This window comes from Tangfeifania diversioriginum (assembly GCF_900141875.1).
Classification (GTDB): domain Bacteria; phylum Bacteroidota; class Bacteroidia; order Bacteroidales; family Prolixibacteraceae; genus Tangfeifania; species Tangfeifania diversioriginum.
Genome location: NZ_FQZE01000011.1, coordinates 57,230 through 74,008 on the forward strand (window position 1 = coordinate 57,230; position 16,779 = coordinate 74,008).

Below are 16,779 nucleotides of genomic sequence, written 5' to 3' on the forward strand. Positions count from 1 at the left end.
TAATTAAAGTAAAATCGCATGGAAGTTAAGGTATTTGGAAATAGCCATACCATATTCGACCAGTATCTGGCGGAAATCAGAGATTGCAATATTCAGAAAGATCCGATGCGTTTTCGGGAAAACATGTACCGCATTGGCGAATTGTTTGCCTACGAAATCAGCAAGGAGCTGGAATATGAAACTTCAGATATTAAAACACCGCTGGGGATTGCAAAGGTGCCGGTGCTGAAACAGCAGCCGGTGCTGGCTACCATTTTACGTGCCGGTTTGGCAATGCACAACGGGTTGCTGAAAATTTTGGATCGCGCTGAGAACTGTTTTATTTCGGCCTACCGGAAATACACCGAAAACGGTGGTTTCGATATTGAATTTGAATACATGGCCTCGCCATCGCTCGACGGGAAAGTGGTTATACTATCCGACCCCATGCTGGCCTCGGGAAAATCGATGGAAATTGGCTACGAAGCGCTGTTCAGCAAAGGGACCCCGGCGCATGTGCATTTGGTGGCTATTATTGCCAGCCAGCAGGGGGTGGAATATATTCAAGAAACCATTAGAGCTGAAAATGTAACGCTTTGGCTGGGAGCTGTGGATGAAAGCCTCACTGCCAAATCATATATTGCTCCGGGATTGGGCGATGCCGGCGATTTGGCTTACGGTGAAAAAGTGGATTCAAAGTGACGACTTAAGTCGTCATCCCCGCGAAAGCGGGGATCTGCTAAAGGTTATGAGATTCCCGCTTTCGCGGGAATGACAGTTCTTATTTACGGACTTTTCTTCAGGCTTCCGTCTTCCGACTTCCGTCTTCTTTCAAAAATACACTTCCACATTTACGTTATCGCGACTGAAACCTTTTCCTTTCAGGATTTCCATGGCATCGAAAATCATGTCGCTGTTACCACAGAGGTAAAAGCTGGTGTTTTCATCAAATTGGTTTTGTTCCATGTAATCGGTAACACGCCCCTGGAAATCACCTGAATCATCGCGCGAAGTGCACAAAACAAATTTATCGCTGTCGTAATGTCCTCTTTCGTAAGCTTCGGTGGCAAAACGCACCCCGTGTATCATCTGGTAGTTTAAACCGGGATTACTGAGAATCATGCTGTGAAAAGGGGCAATACCCGTTCCGCTGGCAATAAATACATGTTTGTGCGTGTCGCGTTTTGGGTTGTCGAGCCCAAATTTCCCAAACGGTCCGTGGATTTCAACCATATCACCTTTTTTCAGGTGTTTCAGTTTGGGCGAAAAATAACCACCCTCAACTTCTTTCACTAAAATTTCGAGGTGTTCTCCTTCCTCAGCACTGTAAATGGAGTACTCACGACTTTGATAATCTCCCTTTATTGAAAGCGAAATGTGTTGGCCCGCTTCAAATTTGAACCTGCTTTTGGGAAGCTGCAACACAAATGTTGATTCTGTTAAATTGCGAATATCCAGGACTCTGTAGTAATTGGTGTCAATTTGTACTTCTGGTTTCATAGTAATTGTCATGCCGTATTTCTCTGTTTTCTGTTTACGTTTTAAAATGTGCAAAATTAATAACTGCAGAAAATAAAATACCTTTTTGTCTTAAATATTGCCTGCAATTATAGAGAATTAACCCATTGGTAACACAATTGTTCGTGAAACATTTTTTAATTTTAGTTTAACCCTGAAAGCCAAAATTTTAAACAGGCATTTAAAATTTCAGGTAGAAGTTGTGCGTCAGCATTTTGTATTGGGGCGAAAAATCTTTGCCATCATCATTCCGAATACTCAAACTGGTTTTTTCAGGCGGTTGTGGTTTTTGTGTAAATTCCATGAGCCAGCGGTTTGCCGGTTTTTGTGGCGTGGGTTTCACTTCCGTTAAAAATGAAAGGAATAAATCGGAACATTTTGCGGTCTCAATGAATTTTGGAGCATTATCTGCCGGTAAAATCAGCGCCAGTTTTCCATTGGTTGTTAAAAGCTTTTTGGCTGCTTTGGCCAAATCGGAAAACGAAAGTAAATCGCTGTGCCTTGCAACTGCCAGATTTTTGTCAGCTGATTTAATGTTGTTGGCAAAATACGGCGGATTGGAAACAATGCAATCAAACTGATTTTGACTTGTGGCTGCAAATTCCTGAAAAGATGTGTGGAGAATTGAAATCCGGTTTGACCAGGGCGAGTTACGGGCATTTTCAGTAGCTTCTGCGGCTGCATTTTCCTCGATCTCGATTCCGGTAATTTTTGCTTGCGAGCGTTGTGCCAGCATTAAAGCAATTATTCCTGTTCCCGTTCCTACATCCAGAATTGTCCTTGCCTCTGAAATATTCACCCAGGCACCGAGCAGAACCCCGTCAGTGCCCACTTTCATGGCTGCTTTTTCCTGAATAATTTTAAATTGCTTAAACTGAAACCAGGTGTTATGTGCCATGTTAAAATTTTTCAAAAATGCCCAGTCCGAAAAGTGCAAAGTCGTACTTTACAGGATCTTCCGGGTCAAATTTACGAAGTGATTCTGTTACTTCTTCCACTGCTTTCCAGTCGTTTTGTTTTCGGCTTAAAAGGCCCAGTTTGCGGGCAACATTCCCGGTATGCACATCCAGCGGAAGCATCAGTGCAGAAGTTGGAATTCCTTGCCAAAGGCCAAAATCAACTCCTTTGTTATCGTTGCGGATCATCCAGCGCAGAAACATGTTCAGGCGTTTGGCCGAGGCACCTCGTTCCACATTGGCCACGTGCTTGCGAGTGCGTTCGCCGGGCAGTTCAAAAAACAGGTTGTGAAAATGTTGCAATGCCGCTTTTATGCTGTTCCCTTTTTTGAAACCATTTACAAAAACCGGTTGCAACCCGCCTTGCTTTTCATAAATATTTTTTAGCGATTGGGCGAAATAGATGCAATCGTCGCCATTAAAAGTGCGGTGAACAAAAGGTTTTAGTATTTCAAAATCGGAAGGTGCTGCGTTCATGATAAATTCATACGGGCGGTTGTCCATGAGCGCCATCAGGCGGAGTGCATTTTTTATGATTGCCGGTCGGCTGCCCCACGAGATGGTAGCCGTTAAAAATGCAGCTATTTCAATGTTTTCTTTTTGAATGAACTGGCGCGGGACCTGAACAGGATCGGTTTCTGTGAATAGCGGGCGGTTGTATTTTTCAGCCTTTTCGTCGAGAAATTCTTTGAGAGCAAATGCCTCTTCAGTCATTCTGTGGTTCCGTTTTCCCATCCTTCAATCACTCCGTCTTTTAGGTGGATAATTTTGTCGGAACGTTCAGCAAACTGGTCATCGTGGGTAACAATTACAAAGGTTTGCCCAAAATCGTCGCGCAGGTTAAAAAGCAGGTCGTGCAATTCGTTTCGGTTGGCCGAATCGAGGTTGCCCGAGGGCTCGTCGGCCAAAACAACGGCGGGTTTGTTGATTAAGGCACGCGCCACTGCTACACGCTGTTTTTCACCACCCGACAATTCAGAAGGTTTATGGTGGATTCGGTCGTTTAATCCCAGGTAATCAATCAGTTTCATCGCTTCCTTTTCGGCATCCCGTTTTGAAAGCCCGGCAATAAAAGCCGGGATACAAACATTTTCGAGGGCAGTAAACTCCGGCAACAGGTGGTGAAACTGAAATACAAAACCGATTTCCTTGTTCCGGAATTCAGCAAGCTTTTTTTCAGGAAGCGCAGATACATTCTTGTCATTATAAAAAATTTCGCCGCTGTCGGGTCTGCTCAGTGTGCCCAAAATTTGCAGCAAAGTGGTTTTGCCTGCTCCACTGGCCCCCACCACCGAATATATTTTTTCCCGCGGAATATCCAGGTGGATATTCTTTAACACTTCGAGGTTCCCAAACGATTTTTTTATGTTTTTTGCTTTAATCAACGGCCAAATATTTTATTTAATAACTTCAAATTTAAACAAATAGTATTTCCTGAATGATGTATAAAATATAAATCCCAATCAGAATACCTCCTGACAATTTTCCAAGTTTCCACTTGCTGAAAATCAGCAGCAGGAGTAGCAAAACAACTGAGCCAAACAGGATGACAGCCGAACGTGTAATGTCTCCGCCAGATTCTACTGTTCCGCCGTAAAGCAGGATAAAAATGCCCAGCGGTAAACCAAGTCCCACAAGTATATCAAAAATATTGGAACCAATGGCATTGCTTACGGCCATATCGCCGCGTCCCTGCCGCGCAACTATTAAAGAGGAAAACAGGTCGGGAACAGAGGTGCCCACAGCAAGAACAGTAAGTGCGATAATCGATTCGGGAATATTCATTGCTGCTGACACAAAAACTGCCAGCTCAACCAGTGCCCAGCTCAATCCTGCAATTAAAAGAACTGAAAGCAGAAATACCTGGTAGTAATGTTTTTCATCGGGGAAAATACGTGAAATCAGCCGGTCGAAAACTCCGATAATTCCTTTTTTGTTGATTTTTGCTTCCGGCTCATCGTACTCGAGATCGTTATAGGGCAATACTTTTTTCCAGTAAATCACGGCCACTACATAAACTACATAAACTCCCAGTAAGATGATGGCTTCATTCATGGTAAAACTTCCGTCCCAGATAAACAGAATCAACAATAGCACGGAAAGGGTGTAAAAAAAGAAATCGCGGGCTGCGGGCTGCCAGGTTAATTTGGTTTTTCGCACCAGTGCTGCTGCCCCAACAATGGCAAGCAGGTTAAAAATGGCGCTGCCCACAATACTTCCAATGCCAATGGCCTGGTGTTCCCCGGGTTTTAAAACTGAAAAGAGGGCTACGAACAATTCCGGGGCGCTGGAGCCAACAGCCATAAGTGTTGCTCCTGCGGCATCGCTTGAAAGACGAAGATCGGTGGAAATTTTGTCCAGGGAGGCAATGAAAAATAAATCGACAATGCGGGCCAGTAATACAAAACAAACCAACATTGCCAGGGCAGAAAGCAAAACCATATTCCCGGGTTTAATTAATCCTCTGTATAATCTTTAATGCCTTTTTTGTCGTCATCTTTTTTGTCTTTGGCATTATCATCAGCGGACTCTTCTATTTTCTTTCCTAATTTGGTGGTTTCTTTACCAACTTTTTCAGTAGCCTCGTTGGCTTTTTCTTTTACATCATCCGATATTTTCTGAATGTTTTTTTCCACGTCAGAAGTTTGCTCGTCAAATTCGTGCTTCACCTCATCGGTTTTCTTTTTTACGTTGTCTTTAATTTCGTTGAAATCCCTTTTGATATCAGAAGTGTTTTCGTTGATTTCGCGCTTTATTTCATTGGTTGCCTTTTTAAATTCGCGCATTCCTTTTCCCAGGGTTTTGGCAATATCCGGAATTGCTTTTGCACCAAAAAAAAGCAATGCCAGCAGCATTACCAAAACAAGTTCCCCTCCGCTAATGAATAATATATGGTTCATTCTTCTTTTTTTATTTAGCTCACAAATATACAAATTGGAACCATCAATTTTTAATGATGGCTTAAAAAAGTAATAGCCCTGCAAAATGCAAGGCTATTCACTTTATTTGTTATTCTTCAAAGCATTATTTTTTACGCTTGCTAACAACTTTTGCCACTTTCTTTTGGAACTCGTACGAAATTGGTGTAGCTACAAACAACGATGAGTAGGTACCTACAACAACCCCCACGAGAAGCGCGAATGTGAACCCGCGAATGGTTTCCCCGCCAAAGAGGAAAATGGCCAGCAACACTACAAATGTGGAAAGCGAAGTACTAAATGTACGGCGAAGCGTACTGTTCACAGCTTCGTCAACATTTTGTTCCCGGTTCCGTTTCGGGTGCAGTTTCAGGTATTCCCTGATGCGGTCGAAAACTACTACCGTGTCGTTAATGGAGTAACCCAAAACGGTAAGAATTGCCGCAATAAATGCCTGGTCAATTTCAAGCGAAAACGGCAGAATGCTGTACAGCAGTGAGAAAATACCCAGCACAATTATGGAGTCGTGGGCGAGAGCTGCAATTGCTCCCAGGCCATATTGCCAGTTGGTAAACCTGATAAGTATGTATAAAAAGATGATTATCAGTGCAAGACTGATTGCCACAACGGCATCTTTTCGGATATCGTCAGAAATTGACGGTCCAACTTTTTGCGAACTCATCTGGTAATCAGAAGTAAACTGTTCAAGCGTTACGTTGCTGTCAATCAGTCCTTCTTCCTGAAGCCCCTGCATTAGCAACTCTTCTACTTCGTTGTCAACGTTTTCGCTGTCGTCATCAATCTTGTAATCAGTAGTGATTCGAACCTGATTGTCGTCACCAAATGTTTTTACTTCGGGAATTTCGCCATAAACGTTTCCCAGGGCAGTTTGGACATCGTTCACCTGCACATCCTGGTCGAAGCGTACCACATAGGTGCGGCCTCCTTTAAAGTCGATACCGTAATTTAATCCGCGGAAAGTAAGCGAACCAATAGACAAAATAATCAGTGCGCCAGAAACGATATATGCAACTTTTCTTTTCTCAAGAAATTTAATGGAAGTATTGCGCAACCAGGTTTCGGTGAATTTCGAACTGAATAAAATCTTGTGGTTCTTTTTCAGTTTCCAGTCAAAAATAATTCTTGTTAAGAATATGGCACTGAAAAGTGAGGTGATAATACCAATAATCAGGGTAGTTGCAAAACCTTTAATCGGTCCTGAGCCGAATACATAAAGTACAATACCGGTGAGCAGCGTGGTTACCTGGCCGTCGATAATTGCGGAATATGCATTTTTATACCCATCAGAGATTGCCAGTTTAAGTCCTTTCCCGGCCCTGAGTTCTTCCTGTACCCTTTCGTAAATAAGCACGTTGGCATCAACCGACATCCCAATGGTAAGCACAATACCGGCAATACCGGGCAGTGTTAACGTAGCTCCCAGCGATGCGAGTACTCCAATAATAAAGAACATGTTGGCAATCAGTGCCACATTGGCTGTTAGGCCGGCATTGCGGCTGTAAAAGAAGAACATGTAAACCAGCACCAGGATAAATGCAATCAGGAAAGAATAGAACCCGCTGTTAATGGCTTCCTGCCCGAGTGATGGACCAACAATTTCTTCCTGAATGATACGTGCCGGAGCGGGCATTTTACCCGACTTCAGAATGTTGGCAAGGTCTTTTGCCTCTTCAATGCTTTCCAGGCCGGTAATGCTTGAACGACCACCTGAAATTTCATTCTGAACGGTTGGAAACGAGCGAACGTAGCCGTCGAGCACGATAGCAATTGATTTGCCAATATTTTCTTTGGTCATCCTTTGCCATGTTTTGGCACCTTCGCTGTTCATGGACATCGACACTTCCGGGTTTGAACCAAACTGGTCGAAATCCTGGCGGGCATCGGTAATAACGTCGCCATCAAGTGGTGGTTCACCGTCGCGGGTAGTTACTTTCAATGCAATTAAGCGGAAGAAATTTCCTGCCTCGTCAACCGGGTTGGCTGTCCAGCGAAACATCAAATCCCTTGGGAAAATGTTTTTAATTTGTTCACGGGCCAGTATGTCGTTCACCCTTGCCGTATCTTTAAAATGAGCAATTCCCACTGCCGGGCCGGGGAATAGCTGTCCCTGCTGGTCAGTGCTTGGGTTTAAGAGAGCAAAAAGCGGATATTCTTCCCTGAAATTTTCAAGGTTATCCATTCCTGCTCCGGTAGTGTCATCTGCTGCACCTTCTGAAAGTTCATCGAGTAGCGAACTTTCTGTTTCTGCAGTATCAGCTTCCGCAACTTCTTCGTCGGTTTCAGCATTTTCATCAACCTGTTCGGTTTCAGTTTCTGTTGTGTCGCTTTCAATCGATTCCAGATCTTTTAACCGTTCATTGGCTTGCAACAGGTACTGGTAAACTTCCTGGTTTTCGTAAGTTTCCCAGAATTCGAGCATGGCCGTTCCCTGAAGCAGATCGCGCACCCTGTTCTGGTCTTTCACCCCGGGGAGTTCAACCAGAATGCGGCCTTTTGTTTGTAGCTGCTGAATGTTGGGCTGCGCAACTCCAAAGCGGTCGATACGCGTGCGGATAATGTTAAAAGCATTGTCGATGGCCGCATTGGTTTCTTCGCGAATAACATCGAGCACATCTTCGTTGGTTGAATTGATGTTAATTCTGTCGCGAAGTTCGAGTGTCAGGAAAATTGAAGCCAGCCGCGCGTTGGGATCGATCTCTTCAAATGCTTCGCCGAAAAGTGTAACGTAATCGGTCTGGCTTTCTTTTTGAAGTTCGTTGGCGCGGGCTATCGCAGCGTTGAACGTGGAGTCAGTGCTGTTGTTCGACAACGATTTGATTAAATCTTCAACTGAAACTTCAAGCGTTACGTTCATACCTCCTTTAAGGTCGAGGCCGAGGTTAAGCTCGAGTTGTTTCACATCTTTGTAGGTAAATTCTTTCAGGCCCAAGAAGTTATATACAACTTCGCCTGAGATGGAGTCCAGGTATAAATACTCTTTGTCCGGGTCGCCCTGGGCATACTCCACAGCATCTTTTTCCACTTGTTTGGCTTTCCAGGTAAACGATAGCTGGTAAAGGCAAACAGCGGCAAGCAAGATGGCAAGTGTTAAAATCGCACCTTTGTTTTGCATGAAAATTAATTTTTAAATTGTTTTATTTTTTTTGAAATTTTTTTCTGAAAAAAGTTGAAAGTTGCTTTAAAAAGCATTGCTGAAATTCGCTTTTTCAGGAATAGCGAATGCGCCAAATCTGTTTATGACAGCAGCGGATCGTCGTCAGGAAAAGTAAAGTAGTAATGCCTGAACGTGAGATGGTGGTATGAAAAAATCAAGGGGTTGTGTGGCTTTTTGCTTTCAGTTTTTAGCACCTGGTAGTTTCTAACCTGGTGGTATTGCTGAATGTGCTTGTTGTGCGAGTGCTCAAATAATTTTCGCGTAGGAGTTTTTTGAGATGATGTACTGGCACCGCAGGAATTAACAGGGTTGAAGAGGTAAACTACGCCAAATTCTGTTGAAGCGTTGGCTGTTTCTTCCATTTCATCCATCTCTACCGGATGGTTCTCAAAATATACATCGAGAAGGACAGCAACTGCGATCAATGCAGCAAAAACTGCAATTTTGGCAAGCGCCTTTTTCGATAACCTGATATTTAATTCCAAAGCCTTCATTTTGAGCGCAGCAAATATACCCAAATTGTTCAGGTTTGCAAAAATGAAAAGTTTATAATTTCAATCGGAGCAATTTCTTTTTGTAATCGATTGTTGCCTGGTGTTTCAACAGAAAGTCGCTCCCGATTAACCCGCAGATTTTCAGGTTTGTTGCTTTTGAATAAAAGGTGTTGATGTGCGATAAATCGAGCAGCGCCACCCGCAGGTTTTCCACTTTCATTTTGCCCAGCAAAAACGATTGGAGCCTGCCTGTTTCGGTTTCAATTGGATTTTCGCCAATTCCGGCGGTGTGCACTTCTTCTGTTCCCTGGTTGTCAGTTGAGAAGTTTTCCGAGAGGGTTTTATCGAACACCGTTTTCGAAGCACCGGTATCGACTACCCACAATCCTTGATTTCCGTCGGGAAGTACCGAGGAAATAACCAGGTGATAGTTATCGTCTTCCAATTCGATTATTTGCAGGGGAACAGTAATCTTCATCTTCCAAAAATAAATAAAAAAAACGGCTGCTTCGTAAAACAGCCGTTCCAACTATAAGTTATCTGTTATGTTTTTACAGGATGTTCATTCCATCCAACACATCCATAACACCTTTAACAGCTTTTGCTGAGCTGTGCAGCATTTCTTTTTCCTCCTCGTTTAAGGCCACTTCCAGAATTTCCTCCACACCGTTTTTGCCAAGTTTAACCGGAGAACCAACGAACATATCGTTGAGGCCATATTCGCCATCCAGTTTTACACAGCAGGGGAAAATGCGTTTTTGATCCATTACAATGGCTTCCACCATTTGGGCAGCTGCCGAACCTGGTGCGTACCAGGCCGAAGTTCCCATGAGGTTAACCAGTTCGCCGCCACCTTTTTTGGTGCGTTCAACAATGGCATCCAGTTTTTCTTTGTCAATTAATTCGGTAACCGGAATGCCCGAAACTGTTGTATAGCGAGGCAGTGGAACCATGGTGTCGCCGTGGCCGCCCATCAGCAATGCCTGGATATCGCGTGGCGAAACATCCAGCGCTTCGGCAAGGAAAGCACGGTAACGGGCAGTGTCCAGAATTCCGGCCATTCCCATTACTTCGTTTTTAGGCTTTTTAGCCGTAGCGAAAGCAGCGTATGTCATTACGTCGAGCGGATTGGAAACGATAATTATTTTTGCTTTCGGAGAATATTTCACTACGTTTTCGGTAACGCTTTTTACAATTCCGGCGTTAATTGAAATGAGATCATCGCGGCTCATTCCGGGTTTACGCGGAACTCCCGAGGTGATTACAACTACTTCAGAGTCAGCTGTCTTTGAATAGTCATTGGTTGAGCCAACCAGCCGGGTGTCATAATAATTAACCGGGGCTGTTTGCCATAAATCCAAACTTTTCCCTTCCGATACTCCTTCTTTAATATCGAGTAAAACTACTTCCTGAACAATGTTTTTCTCGGCAACTATCTGTGCGCAGGTTGCTCCAACATTTCCGGCTCCAACTACAGTTACTTTCATTTTAATATTGCGTTTATAACGTTACTATTTAAACAAATAAAATACGATTTGTTTTTAAGAAGCGCAAAGATAATCGAATTTATTCAGGTTTAAAAGATTTAAAGACAGGCCCAACCGGTTTAACATTTTGGTAAGAAAAGGCTGAACTGGTTTGATTTGAAGAGAGTGGACAGTCGTAGTCGCAGTCGCAGTGAGCAGTTGCAGTTTGTAGGCAAAAGTAAACAGCGAACGGTAAACAGTGAACGGTGAACCTGCAACCTGTAACTTGCAATCTGCAACCCGCAACTCAATTAAGCCAATAAGTCATTTTCAGAACCAGCGCCCGGTTTCGCGAGTTCCAGCTGCCGGGAATGTAATTGTCTGTATATACCAGGTAAATGTCCGAAACCGGTTGGTAACGCCACTGGAACCGCATATTAATGTTCATATTGTCGAGCTGCTCGTTGTACTGCACAAAAGTGGTCCAGAAAATATTTTTCGAGAAAGTGACATCGAGCTTGGGGCCCAGCAGCCATAATTTGGTATGCTCAAACGGTTGTGGCAAATCCATGTCGGTGTAGTTAAAATTCATGGTCAGGTTAACGTAGGGTTGGAAACGATACCCAAGCTGCCCCTGAATGTATTGAATATTGCCGTTGTAGAATGTTCCTTTAGCTGCTTCGGCCTGCCAGTTGAACAGGTTTTTTGATGGCGACATGTAATTAATATAAGCCCCGCCAAATCGGTAACTGCTTCCTGCAGCCAGCGAGTGGTTATTGATATGTGTGGGATCAAAATCTTTTTGAAGTTTTACATACGAATCCTGGTAGCCGAACTCCAAACTTGAACGGTTCTGAAATTCGAACATGTAGCTGTAGGTGTAAATGTGCTCAATTTTTTTGTAATCCGGATCGAAATAGTTTTCCAGTTCAACTTCAATGCCGTGGCTTACCACTTTTTTGTTCGGAACAAACAGGTAGCGGATTTCGGGTCCTAAAAAATTGTATCCTGTGCGGGGCACATAACCGGTTTCGGCGCAGTAATTTTCTCCCACCGATGTTTGCGAAAGTTCTACCTGGATGTTTTTTGTCTGGTACTCGAGGCGTGCTCCCTGTGAATATTGCTTGTCGGGATTGCCGGGTTGGAAGGAACGGTGATAGAAAAATTTGCCTTCCCAGAAATTGTTTTTGCTGGCCAGGTTGTAATCGAAGCCGGCAACGCGGTTAAATAAATTGGTGCTGTCGGGTTGATTCAGGTATTCTTTATTCACAAAAATGAACCCGAAATTGGAGCGGGTAAAAACTTTTTTCTGTACTGAAGCTACCGTGAAATTACGTGCCAGGTGCTCACTGGTTTCGCGGGTTGCCATGTTCATAAACCCAATGCGCCAGTCGTTGCCGAGCTTACCGCTTAATCGTGCACCTGCCAAAACGGGTGCATCCAACCCAATCCGGCGCGAAAAAAACGGCGTTACCGTGTGGTAGCCGAACCCTGAAAAGAGGTCGCTGTTCTCGAGGAAAAATTGCCTTTTTTCGGGGAAAAACAGTTCGAAGCGGTCGATGTTGGTCACCTGCTGATCCACTTCCACCTGGGCAAAATCGGGGTTGTAAGTCAGATCGAGGTTTAAAGCGGATGAGAACCCAATTTTGGCATCGAAGCCAAAATCTTTGTCGTACGCTGCGCCGTCACCAAATTCATAATCGTTGGCAAAGCTTCCATAAATGTAGGGAATCAGCGAAAAATTTATTCTTGATTTTGGTAACGGTTCATCAAAACGCATCACGCCGGTGTAGGCGAGCGATGCAGTTGGAAACTGACGGGGCACGGGCGCCCAGCTCGATTTTTCATTGGTTTTCAAATCGAGGCGGCTGAAATTTACATTCCAGCGTTGGCCCCCCGAAGGGTAGCGGACCGATTTAAATGGGATTCGCATTTCAGATACCCACCGGTCGTCGTGGTGAACCGTTTCCGCTTCCCACTTGCAATCCCAGTCGAGGTTTACCGCAGAGCCATCGCTCATAGTGCCGTCCCATTTTGCTCCCGATGCAGATATCCCGAACGAAAACCCGTTGGTTTGATCGAGAAATGTATCGAAAAAAGAGAGGAAGTTATCGTTGTTTCCAAAATTGAAATCGCGCCGAAACGATTCCATAATCCGTTTCCCGGGAACTGTGTCGTAAAACACGAATGCCATGTAAAGCGCTTCGTCGTCGTACGTCATTAAAACTTCCGACTGCTGATAGGCAAAGCCGGTATCGACGGGCAGCACCCTGTAAAATGGTTGGGCTTTTTGGGCAGCCTGCCAGTCGGGTTCATCAAGCACACCGTCGATGATAATTGACGACTGCGCTTTTTTCACGTTGTAAACAAAATCTTTGTTGTGTGTGTCATTTATTGTGTCGTTTTTCAGCACTCTCAGTGGGGCGGCATTTAACAGCGAAACGGTTAAAATAAACAAGATGGTTCCCAAAATTTTCATTTTCAGAAAAAGTTAATTGATTTAGGCATAAGTACGCAAAGATATTCAAATTGTATGAATCCCAATGTTACCTGCTTCATGTTTTAATGACATAATGGAAATAACCGTGGAAATCAGGTGAAGTTATACTGGTCCAATTTTTTTGAAAATGAAGAGATTATTACCCGTCCAGCGGTTTGGAACCGCTTGACGGATATAAGGGAAAAAACCTTCTGTTTACTTAGATTTTAATTTTTCGGAAATCCAGTGATATCTTTTTATTCATGAATTTACTCATCAAATCCTTATGTTGTAATAGATTTTTTATTCATTTTTCCTAACCCATACTCACATCAAAATTAATGATAAATTTGTAGTTGTGAAATCAAAAATCCAACACCATAGATGAAACTTGCTGAAATTCTTAAAGATTCCAATTATAAACTTACCCAGTTTAATTTAGTTGAAATTGAAAATTTCAAAACAGGATTTTCAATTGATTAGTTAATCGTATTTTAAAGATTGCAGAATGAATAAAATTATCTTATTCTCTATTTTCTTATTATGTTTTGAATTTGGGTTATATGCTCAATGGAATCCTGAAACCAAAGATTGGACAAAAAATCCTTTACCACAAATCGGAGATTGGGGTTTTAACCATCCGGATTGTCCCAAAGGTCTTTATATTCATGGAGTAACTGCACAGGAAGGGGAGTCCGTTAATAATCCTGTGATCTACGATAATGATATCGTCGATGATGTATTGGAGGATGAATGGGCCTTTGTGATGGCTGCCTTAGGCAATATGAATTTTCAGGGTTACATTTGCACACCCGTTTTGACGGATGGCTGGGGCTTTTACCATCCAGAGTGGAAACAGGAATTTTATGATATGCGTGAAAGAGCATTAAGTTCAGGTATTCGCCAAAATTTAATTCCTAAAGTAACCATTGGAACTGAGGCACATACCGAGAAGGAAGCTGAGGGGAAATTATCAGAGGGAGCTGAGCTTTATGTGAAAATTATTAATGAGCAATATTCAAAAAACCCTGCGAAACCAGTAATTGTAAATATTGGCGGTCAGGCAGCTACGCTTGCTTCAGCATGGATTATTGATAATAGTATTTCTGAAAAATGCATTGTATATTATACGGCAATCTCAGGATACAACGGTCATTATAAGTGGGCTAGCGAACTAATCGCTCAGCATTTCCGTGTTATTAATTTTGGGCCTGAATTGGCCTGGTGGCATGATACCGATTGTCAAAATGAATGGAATGTGCTGCCTCGTCCCAATGACTGTGGGGATAAGGAAAGAAATGAGAGGAATAGCGGAGAGTGGGCATTGTTGCCTGATAATGAGTTAATGAATTATTTTGTTCATCAACTCCGGTATATGCCATGGTATGACGCAACAAACAAGGATGATGCGCACAACTTTGGTAACACTTCAGATGGATATTTTGATGGGACATTTATTCATGCCTGGGCACCAGGTTTATTTACGGGGGCAGAGTTGTATGATACGCGAAAGGGTAAAGTTCTGTCCATTAACTCTTTTGATCCCGATGTGGCGAAAAATGCAACCTTCCCGGTTCTGATAAATCCCGATGCATTTGCTCACTAAAGAATGGGTAGTAAATCTGCCCACAACTTATAAAGCTGTGTGTTAATTCTTCACCCGTTCGCTGTACGACCGGTCCCGTGTATCTACTTTTATAACTTCGCCCTCATTAATGAACATGGGGACCATTATTTCGGCACCGGTTTCAAGGGTGGCGGGTTTCAGGGCTGTTGAACTTGCCGTGTTCCCTTTTTCGCCTTCAATGGTTTGTGTAACCTGAAGCTCCACAAATGGGGGCATTTCAGCTGTCAGTGGCGTTTCGGTTTCGGCATGAAAGTTCACTTCAATTACCTGTCCTTCTTTTAACAGATCTGCGTTTTCAATCATCGATTCCTGAATGGGAACCTGTTCGAAAGTTTCGGTGTGCATGAAGTTGTACCCCATATCGTCTTTATAAAGAAACTGATAAGGGCGGCGTTCTACTCGTACTTCTTCCACTTTTGAGCCCGACGAAAAGGTATTTTCAATCACACGTCCTGTTTTAACATTTTTGAGTTTTGTGCGGACAAAAGCGGGACCTTTACCGGGTTTTACGTGCAAAAAATGTACGATCGTGTAAATATCATTTTTATAGTTGATGCACATTCCGTTTCTGAAATCTGATGTTGATGCCATGAGTTATATTTTATTCAAATTTATAGACCTTGCAAAAATAAATAAATCGGTTAAAAATGAATGGATTCAGGAGTTTTTTGATGAAAATTTATCAAATTATTTTGCCACCTGTTCCTTACCGTCTATTTTATAGCTTTGTAAAATTGCCCTTAGTGCGCCTACACGCATGTCGAACTCGAGCAGTATCGGCATTTTGGTTTCTTTCGAAATGAAAAACTTTAACCCGTCCGACCGGTTCAACAGTTTTCCTTTCCTCACGGTCGGGGAAAGAATATAGCAGTCAATCTTGCCCAGATCGGTATCTACTGTTGTTTCCCCGAGGTATTGTACAGTTACGTCGTCAATTTTATCGGCATGGAAAGTTGGAAGTGTAACCTCTTCACCCTGTTCAATATCTTCCATCAAATGATTGTTAATGAAATAGAAAAAAACTGAGATGATATCTACCAGGTTTTCGGGCGCTTCTCTGCCTCCTGATTTCAGGCTGTAAATTGAATCGGCATCGTGGAAATACAATGTTTCGTTGTAATACCGGTATTTTCCTTCTTTTATGTTGCGGATTGACTTGAGCGGCAAGCGTGTTTGGGCATCAACAGTTGTTTCGTAAATATCGTTAACCCCAAACAGTTTGTCGGTTAATCCGGTTGTGCGGCCTGCCATGTAGTAGTGGAGGGCTTTGGTATTGTTAAAAATGGTATCGGAAATTACCAGTTCAGCCTCGCCGCCTTTAACAAAACCAAATTTCAGGTTGTAGCGAATGCGTTCTTCCTTTGCTGTTAGCATTTGAACGAGAAGGACTGTTAATACTATGGCTGCAAAATACTTTTTCATTCAATTAATTTGTTTTTAGGAACCGTTGCAATAAAATTTTTCAGATAGAACGGTTCAAAATAGGCAACGTCTTCAAAAATGTTTTTGTTGTATTTTTCTACTGCCAGTTTTTGCATAAATCGTGCCGAAGCTTTTTCGGGGCCTAAAAACAGGGCGTTTGGGTGGTTAAGCGCCTTTTTGCATTTGCGGGCACCATTTCCGAAAAAAAGTATTTTGTTAACCTGAAGTTGGGTTGAAAAAGAATTGTCGTCAATAATTTTTGCTGAAACGGGTTCAACAACTTCGCTTTTTGTGTTGTAAAGCGCGGTGTAAACTTCCATGCGGCGGGCATCAATCATGGGGCAAAAAAGCAGATTTTTTTCAGTGGAAGCTTCCGGGAGATAGTTTTCTGCATTTTGGCTGGTGTAAATTCCCATGGCTTCGAGGGTGCCAATTCCGATGAGCGGTTTCCCCAGCGCATAGCACAATCCTTTGGCCACCGAAACACCAATGCGTAACCCTGTGTACGATCCTGGTCCTTTGCTCACTGCCACTGCATCAATGGAGTTAATAACCAGGTTGTTATCGTTAAAAAGTTCTTCTATGAATACGGTGAGCAGTTCTGAGTGGTTTAATCCTTCACGGCTTTCTTTTTCAAACAGCAAATTGCCGTTTTCCGATACATTCACCGAGCATACTTCTGTTGAGGTTTCAATATTTAAAATGAGTGCCATATTTTTTCATTTTGAGTGCTGGCAAAAATACT

16 protein-coding genes are annotated in these 16,779 nt (G+C 43.0%); 2 read left to right on the forward strand and 14 right to left on the reverse strand.

Annotated features, from left to right (window positions below; all coding sequences use genetic code 11):
- Positions 1–18 precede the first annotated feature (18 nt).
- Positions 19–681: a uracil phosphoribosyltransferase gene (gene upp, locus BUC07_RS08820; RefSeq protein WP_073168471.1), complete on the forward strand. Its 663-nt coding sequence runs from the start codon at positions 19–21 to the stop codon at positions 679–681.
- 129 nt (positions 682–810) lie between these two features.
- Here the strand turns inward: upp and BUC07_RS08825 are convergent, their stop codons facing one another.
- From BUC07_RS08825 to BUC07_RS08875, 11 genes are all read right to left on the reverse strand, one after another.
- Complete coding sequence (locus tag BUC07_RS08825; protein WP_073168595.1) at positions 811–1,479, reverse strand: ferredoxin--NADP reductase; 669 nt, start codon at positions 1,477–1,479, stop codon at positions 811–813.
- Between the two features lie 199 nt (positions 1,480–1,678).
- Positions 1,679–2,395: a tRNA1(Val) (adenine(37)-N6)-methyltransferase gene (locus BUC07_RS08830; protein ID WP_073168597.1), complete on the reverse strand. Its 717-nt coding sequence runs from the start codon at positions 2,393–2,395 to the stop codon at positions 1,679–1,681.
- Between the two features lies 1 nt (position 2,396).
- Positions 2,397–3,167, reverse strand: coding sequence for a TIGR02757 family protein (locus BUC07_RS08835; RefSeq protein WP_073168473.1), 771 nt, complete (start codon positions 3,165–3,167; stop codon positions 2,397–2,399).
- Positions 3,164–3,838: an ABC transporter ATP-binding protein gene (locus tag BUC07_RS08840; protein ID WP_073168475.1), complete on the reverse strand. Its 675-nt coding sequence runs from the start codon at positions 3,836–3,838 to the stop codon at positions 3,164–3,166. The genes BUC07_RS08835 and BUC07_RS08840 overlap by 4 nt, the downstream gene beginning before the upstream one ends.
- 31 nt (positions 3,839–3,869) lie before the next feature.
- Positions 3,870–4,895, reverse strand: a complete 1,026-nt coding sequence (locus BUC07_RS08845) for a calcium/sodium antiporter (protein ID WP_073168477.1) — start codon at positions 4,893–4,895, stop codon at positions 3,870–3,872.
- A gap of 14 nt (positions 4,896–4,909) precedes the next feature.
- The gene (locus tag BUC07_RS08850) at positions 4,910–5,353 is read right to left on the reverse strand and encodes a Sec-independent protein translocase subunit TatA/TatB (RefSeq protein WP_073168479.1); all 444 of its coding nucleotides are present in this window, start codon (positions 5,351–5,353) and stop codon (positions 4,910–4,912) included.
- Positions 5,354–5,477: 124 nt separating this feature from the next.
- Positions 5,478–8,504, reverse strand: coding sequence for a protein translocase subunit SecDF (secDF, locus tag BUC07_RS08855; RefSeq protein ID WP_073168481.1), 3,027 nt, complete (start codon positions 8,502–8,504; stop codon positions 5,478–5,480).
- Positions 8,505–8,626: 122 nt separating this feature from the next.
- Complete coding sequence (locus BUC07_RS08860; RefSeq protein ID WP_139279518.1) at positions 8,627–9,040, reverse strand: hypothetical protein; 414 nt, start codon at positions 9,038–9,040, stop codon at positions 8,627–8,629.
- 52 nt (positions 9,041–9,092) lie between these two features.
- Positions 9,093–9,518, reverse strand: coding sequence for an aspartyl protease family protein (locus BUC07_RS08865; RefSeq protein WP_139279519.1), 426 nt, complete (start codon positions 9,516–9,518; stop codon positions 9,093–9,095).
- A 73-nt stretch (positions 9,519–9,591) separates the two neighbouring features.
- Positions 9,592–10,527 carry a malate dehydrogenase gene (gene mdh, locus BUC07_RS08870; protein ID WP_073168486.1) on the reverse strand — a complete coding sequence of 312 codons (936 nt, stop codon included), beginning with the start codon at positions 10,525–10,527 and terminating at the stop codon, positions 9,592–9,594.
- A 286-nt stretch (positions 10,528–10,813) separates the two neighbouring features.
- Positions 10,814–12,985, reverse strand: coding sequence for a DUF5916 domain-containing protein (locus BUC07_RS08875; protein WP_073168488.1), 2,172 nt, complete (start codon positions 12,983–12,985; stop codon positions 10,814–10,816).
- Between the two features lie 508 nt (positions 12,986–13,493).
- On the opposite strand from BUC07_RS08875, the gene BUC07_RS08880 reads away from it, so the two are divergent.
- Complete coding sequence (locus BUC07_RS08880; RefSeq protein WP_073168490.1) at positions 13,494–14,591, forward strand: hypothetical protein; 1,098 nt, start codon at positions 13,494–13,496, stop codon at positions 14,589–14,591.
- 42 nt (positions 14,592–14,633) lie between these two features.
- Here BUC07_RS08880 and efp read toward each other — a convergent pair whose 3' ends face one another.
- The 3 genes from efp to tsaB form a co-directional block, all read right to left on the reverse strand.
- Positions 14,634–15,203 (reverse strand): elongation factor P, encoded by a 570-nt coding sequence (gene efp / locus BUC07_RS08885; protein WP_073168492.1) that lies wholly within the window; start codon positions 15,201–15,203, stop codon positions 14,634–14,636.
- 96 nt (positions 15,204–15,299) lie between these two features.
- Positions 15,300–16,034 carry a DUF3108 domain-containing protein gene (locus BUC07_RS08890; protein ID WP_073168493.1) on the reverse strand — a complete coding sequence of 245 codons (735 nt, stop codon included), beginning with the start codon at positions 16,032–16,034 and terminating at the stop codon, positions 15,300–15,302.
- Positions 16,031–16,747 carry a tRNA (adenosine(37)-N6)-threonylcarbamoyltransferase complex dimerization subunit type 1 TsaB gene (gene tsaB / locus BUC07_RS08895; protein WP_073168495.1) on the reverse strand — a complete coding sequence of 239 codons (717 nt, stop codon included), beginning with the start codon at positions 16,745–16,747 and terminating at the stop codon, positions 16,031–16,033. Before tsaB ends, BUC07_RS08890 begins: the two co-directional genes overlap by 4 nt.
- Between the last annotated feature and the right edge of the window lie 32 nt (positions 16,748–16,779).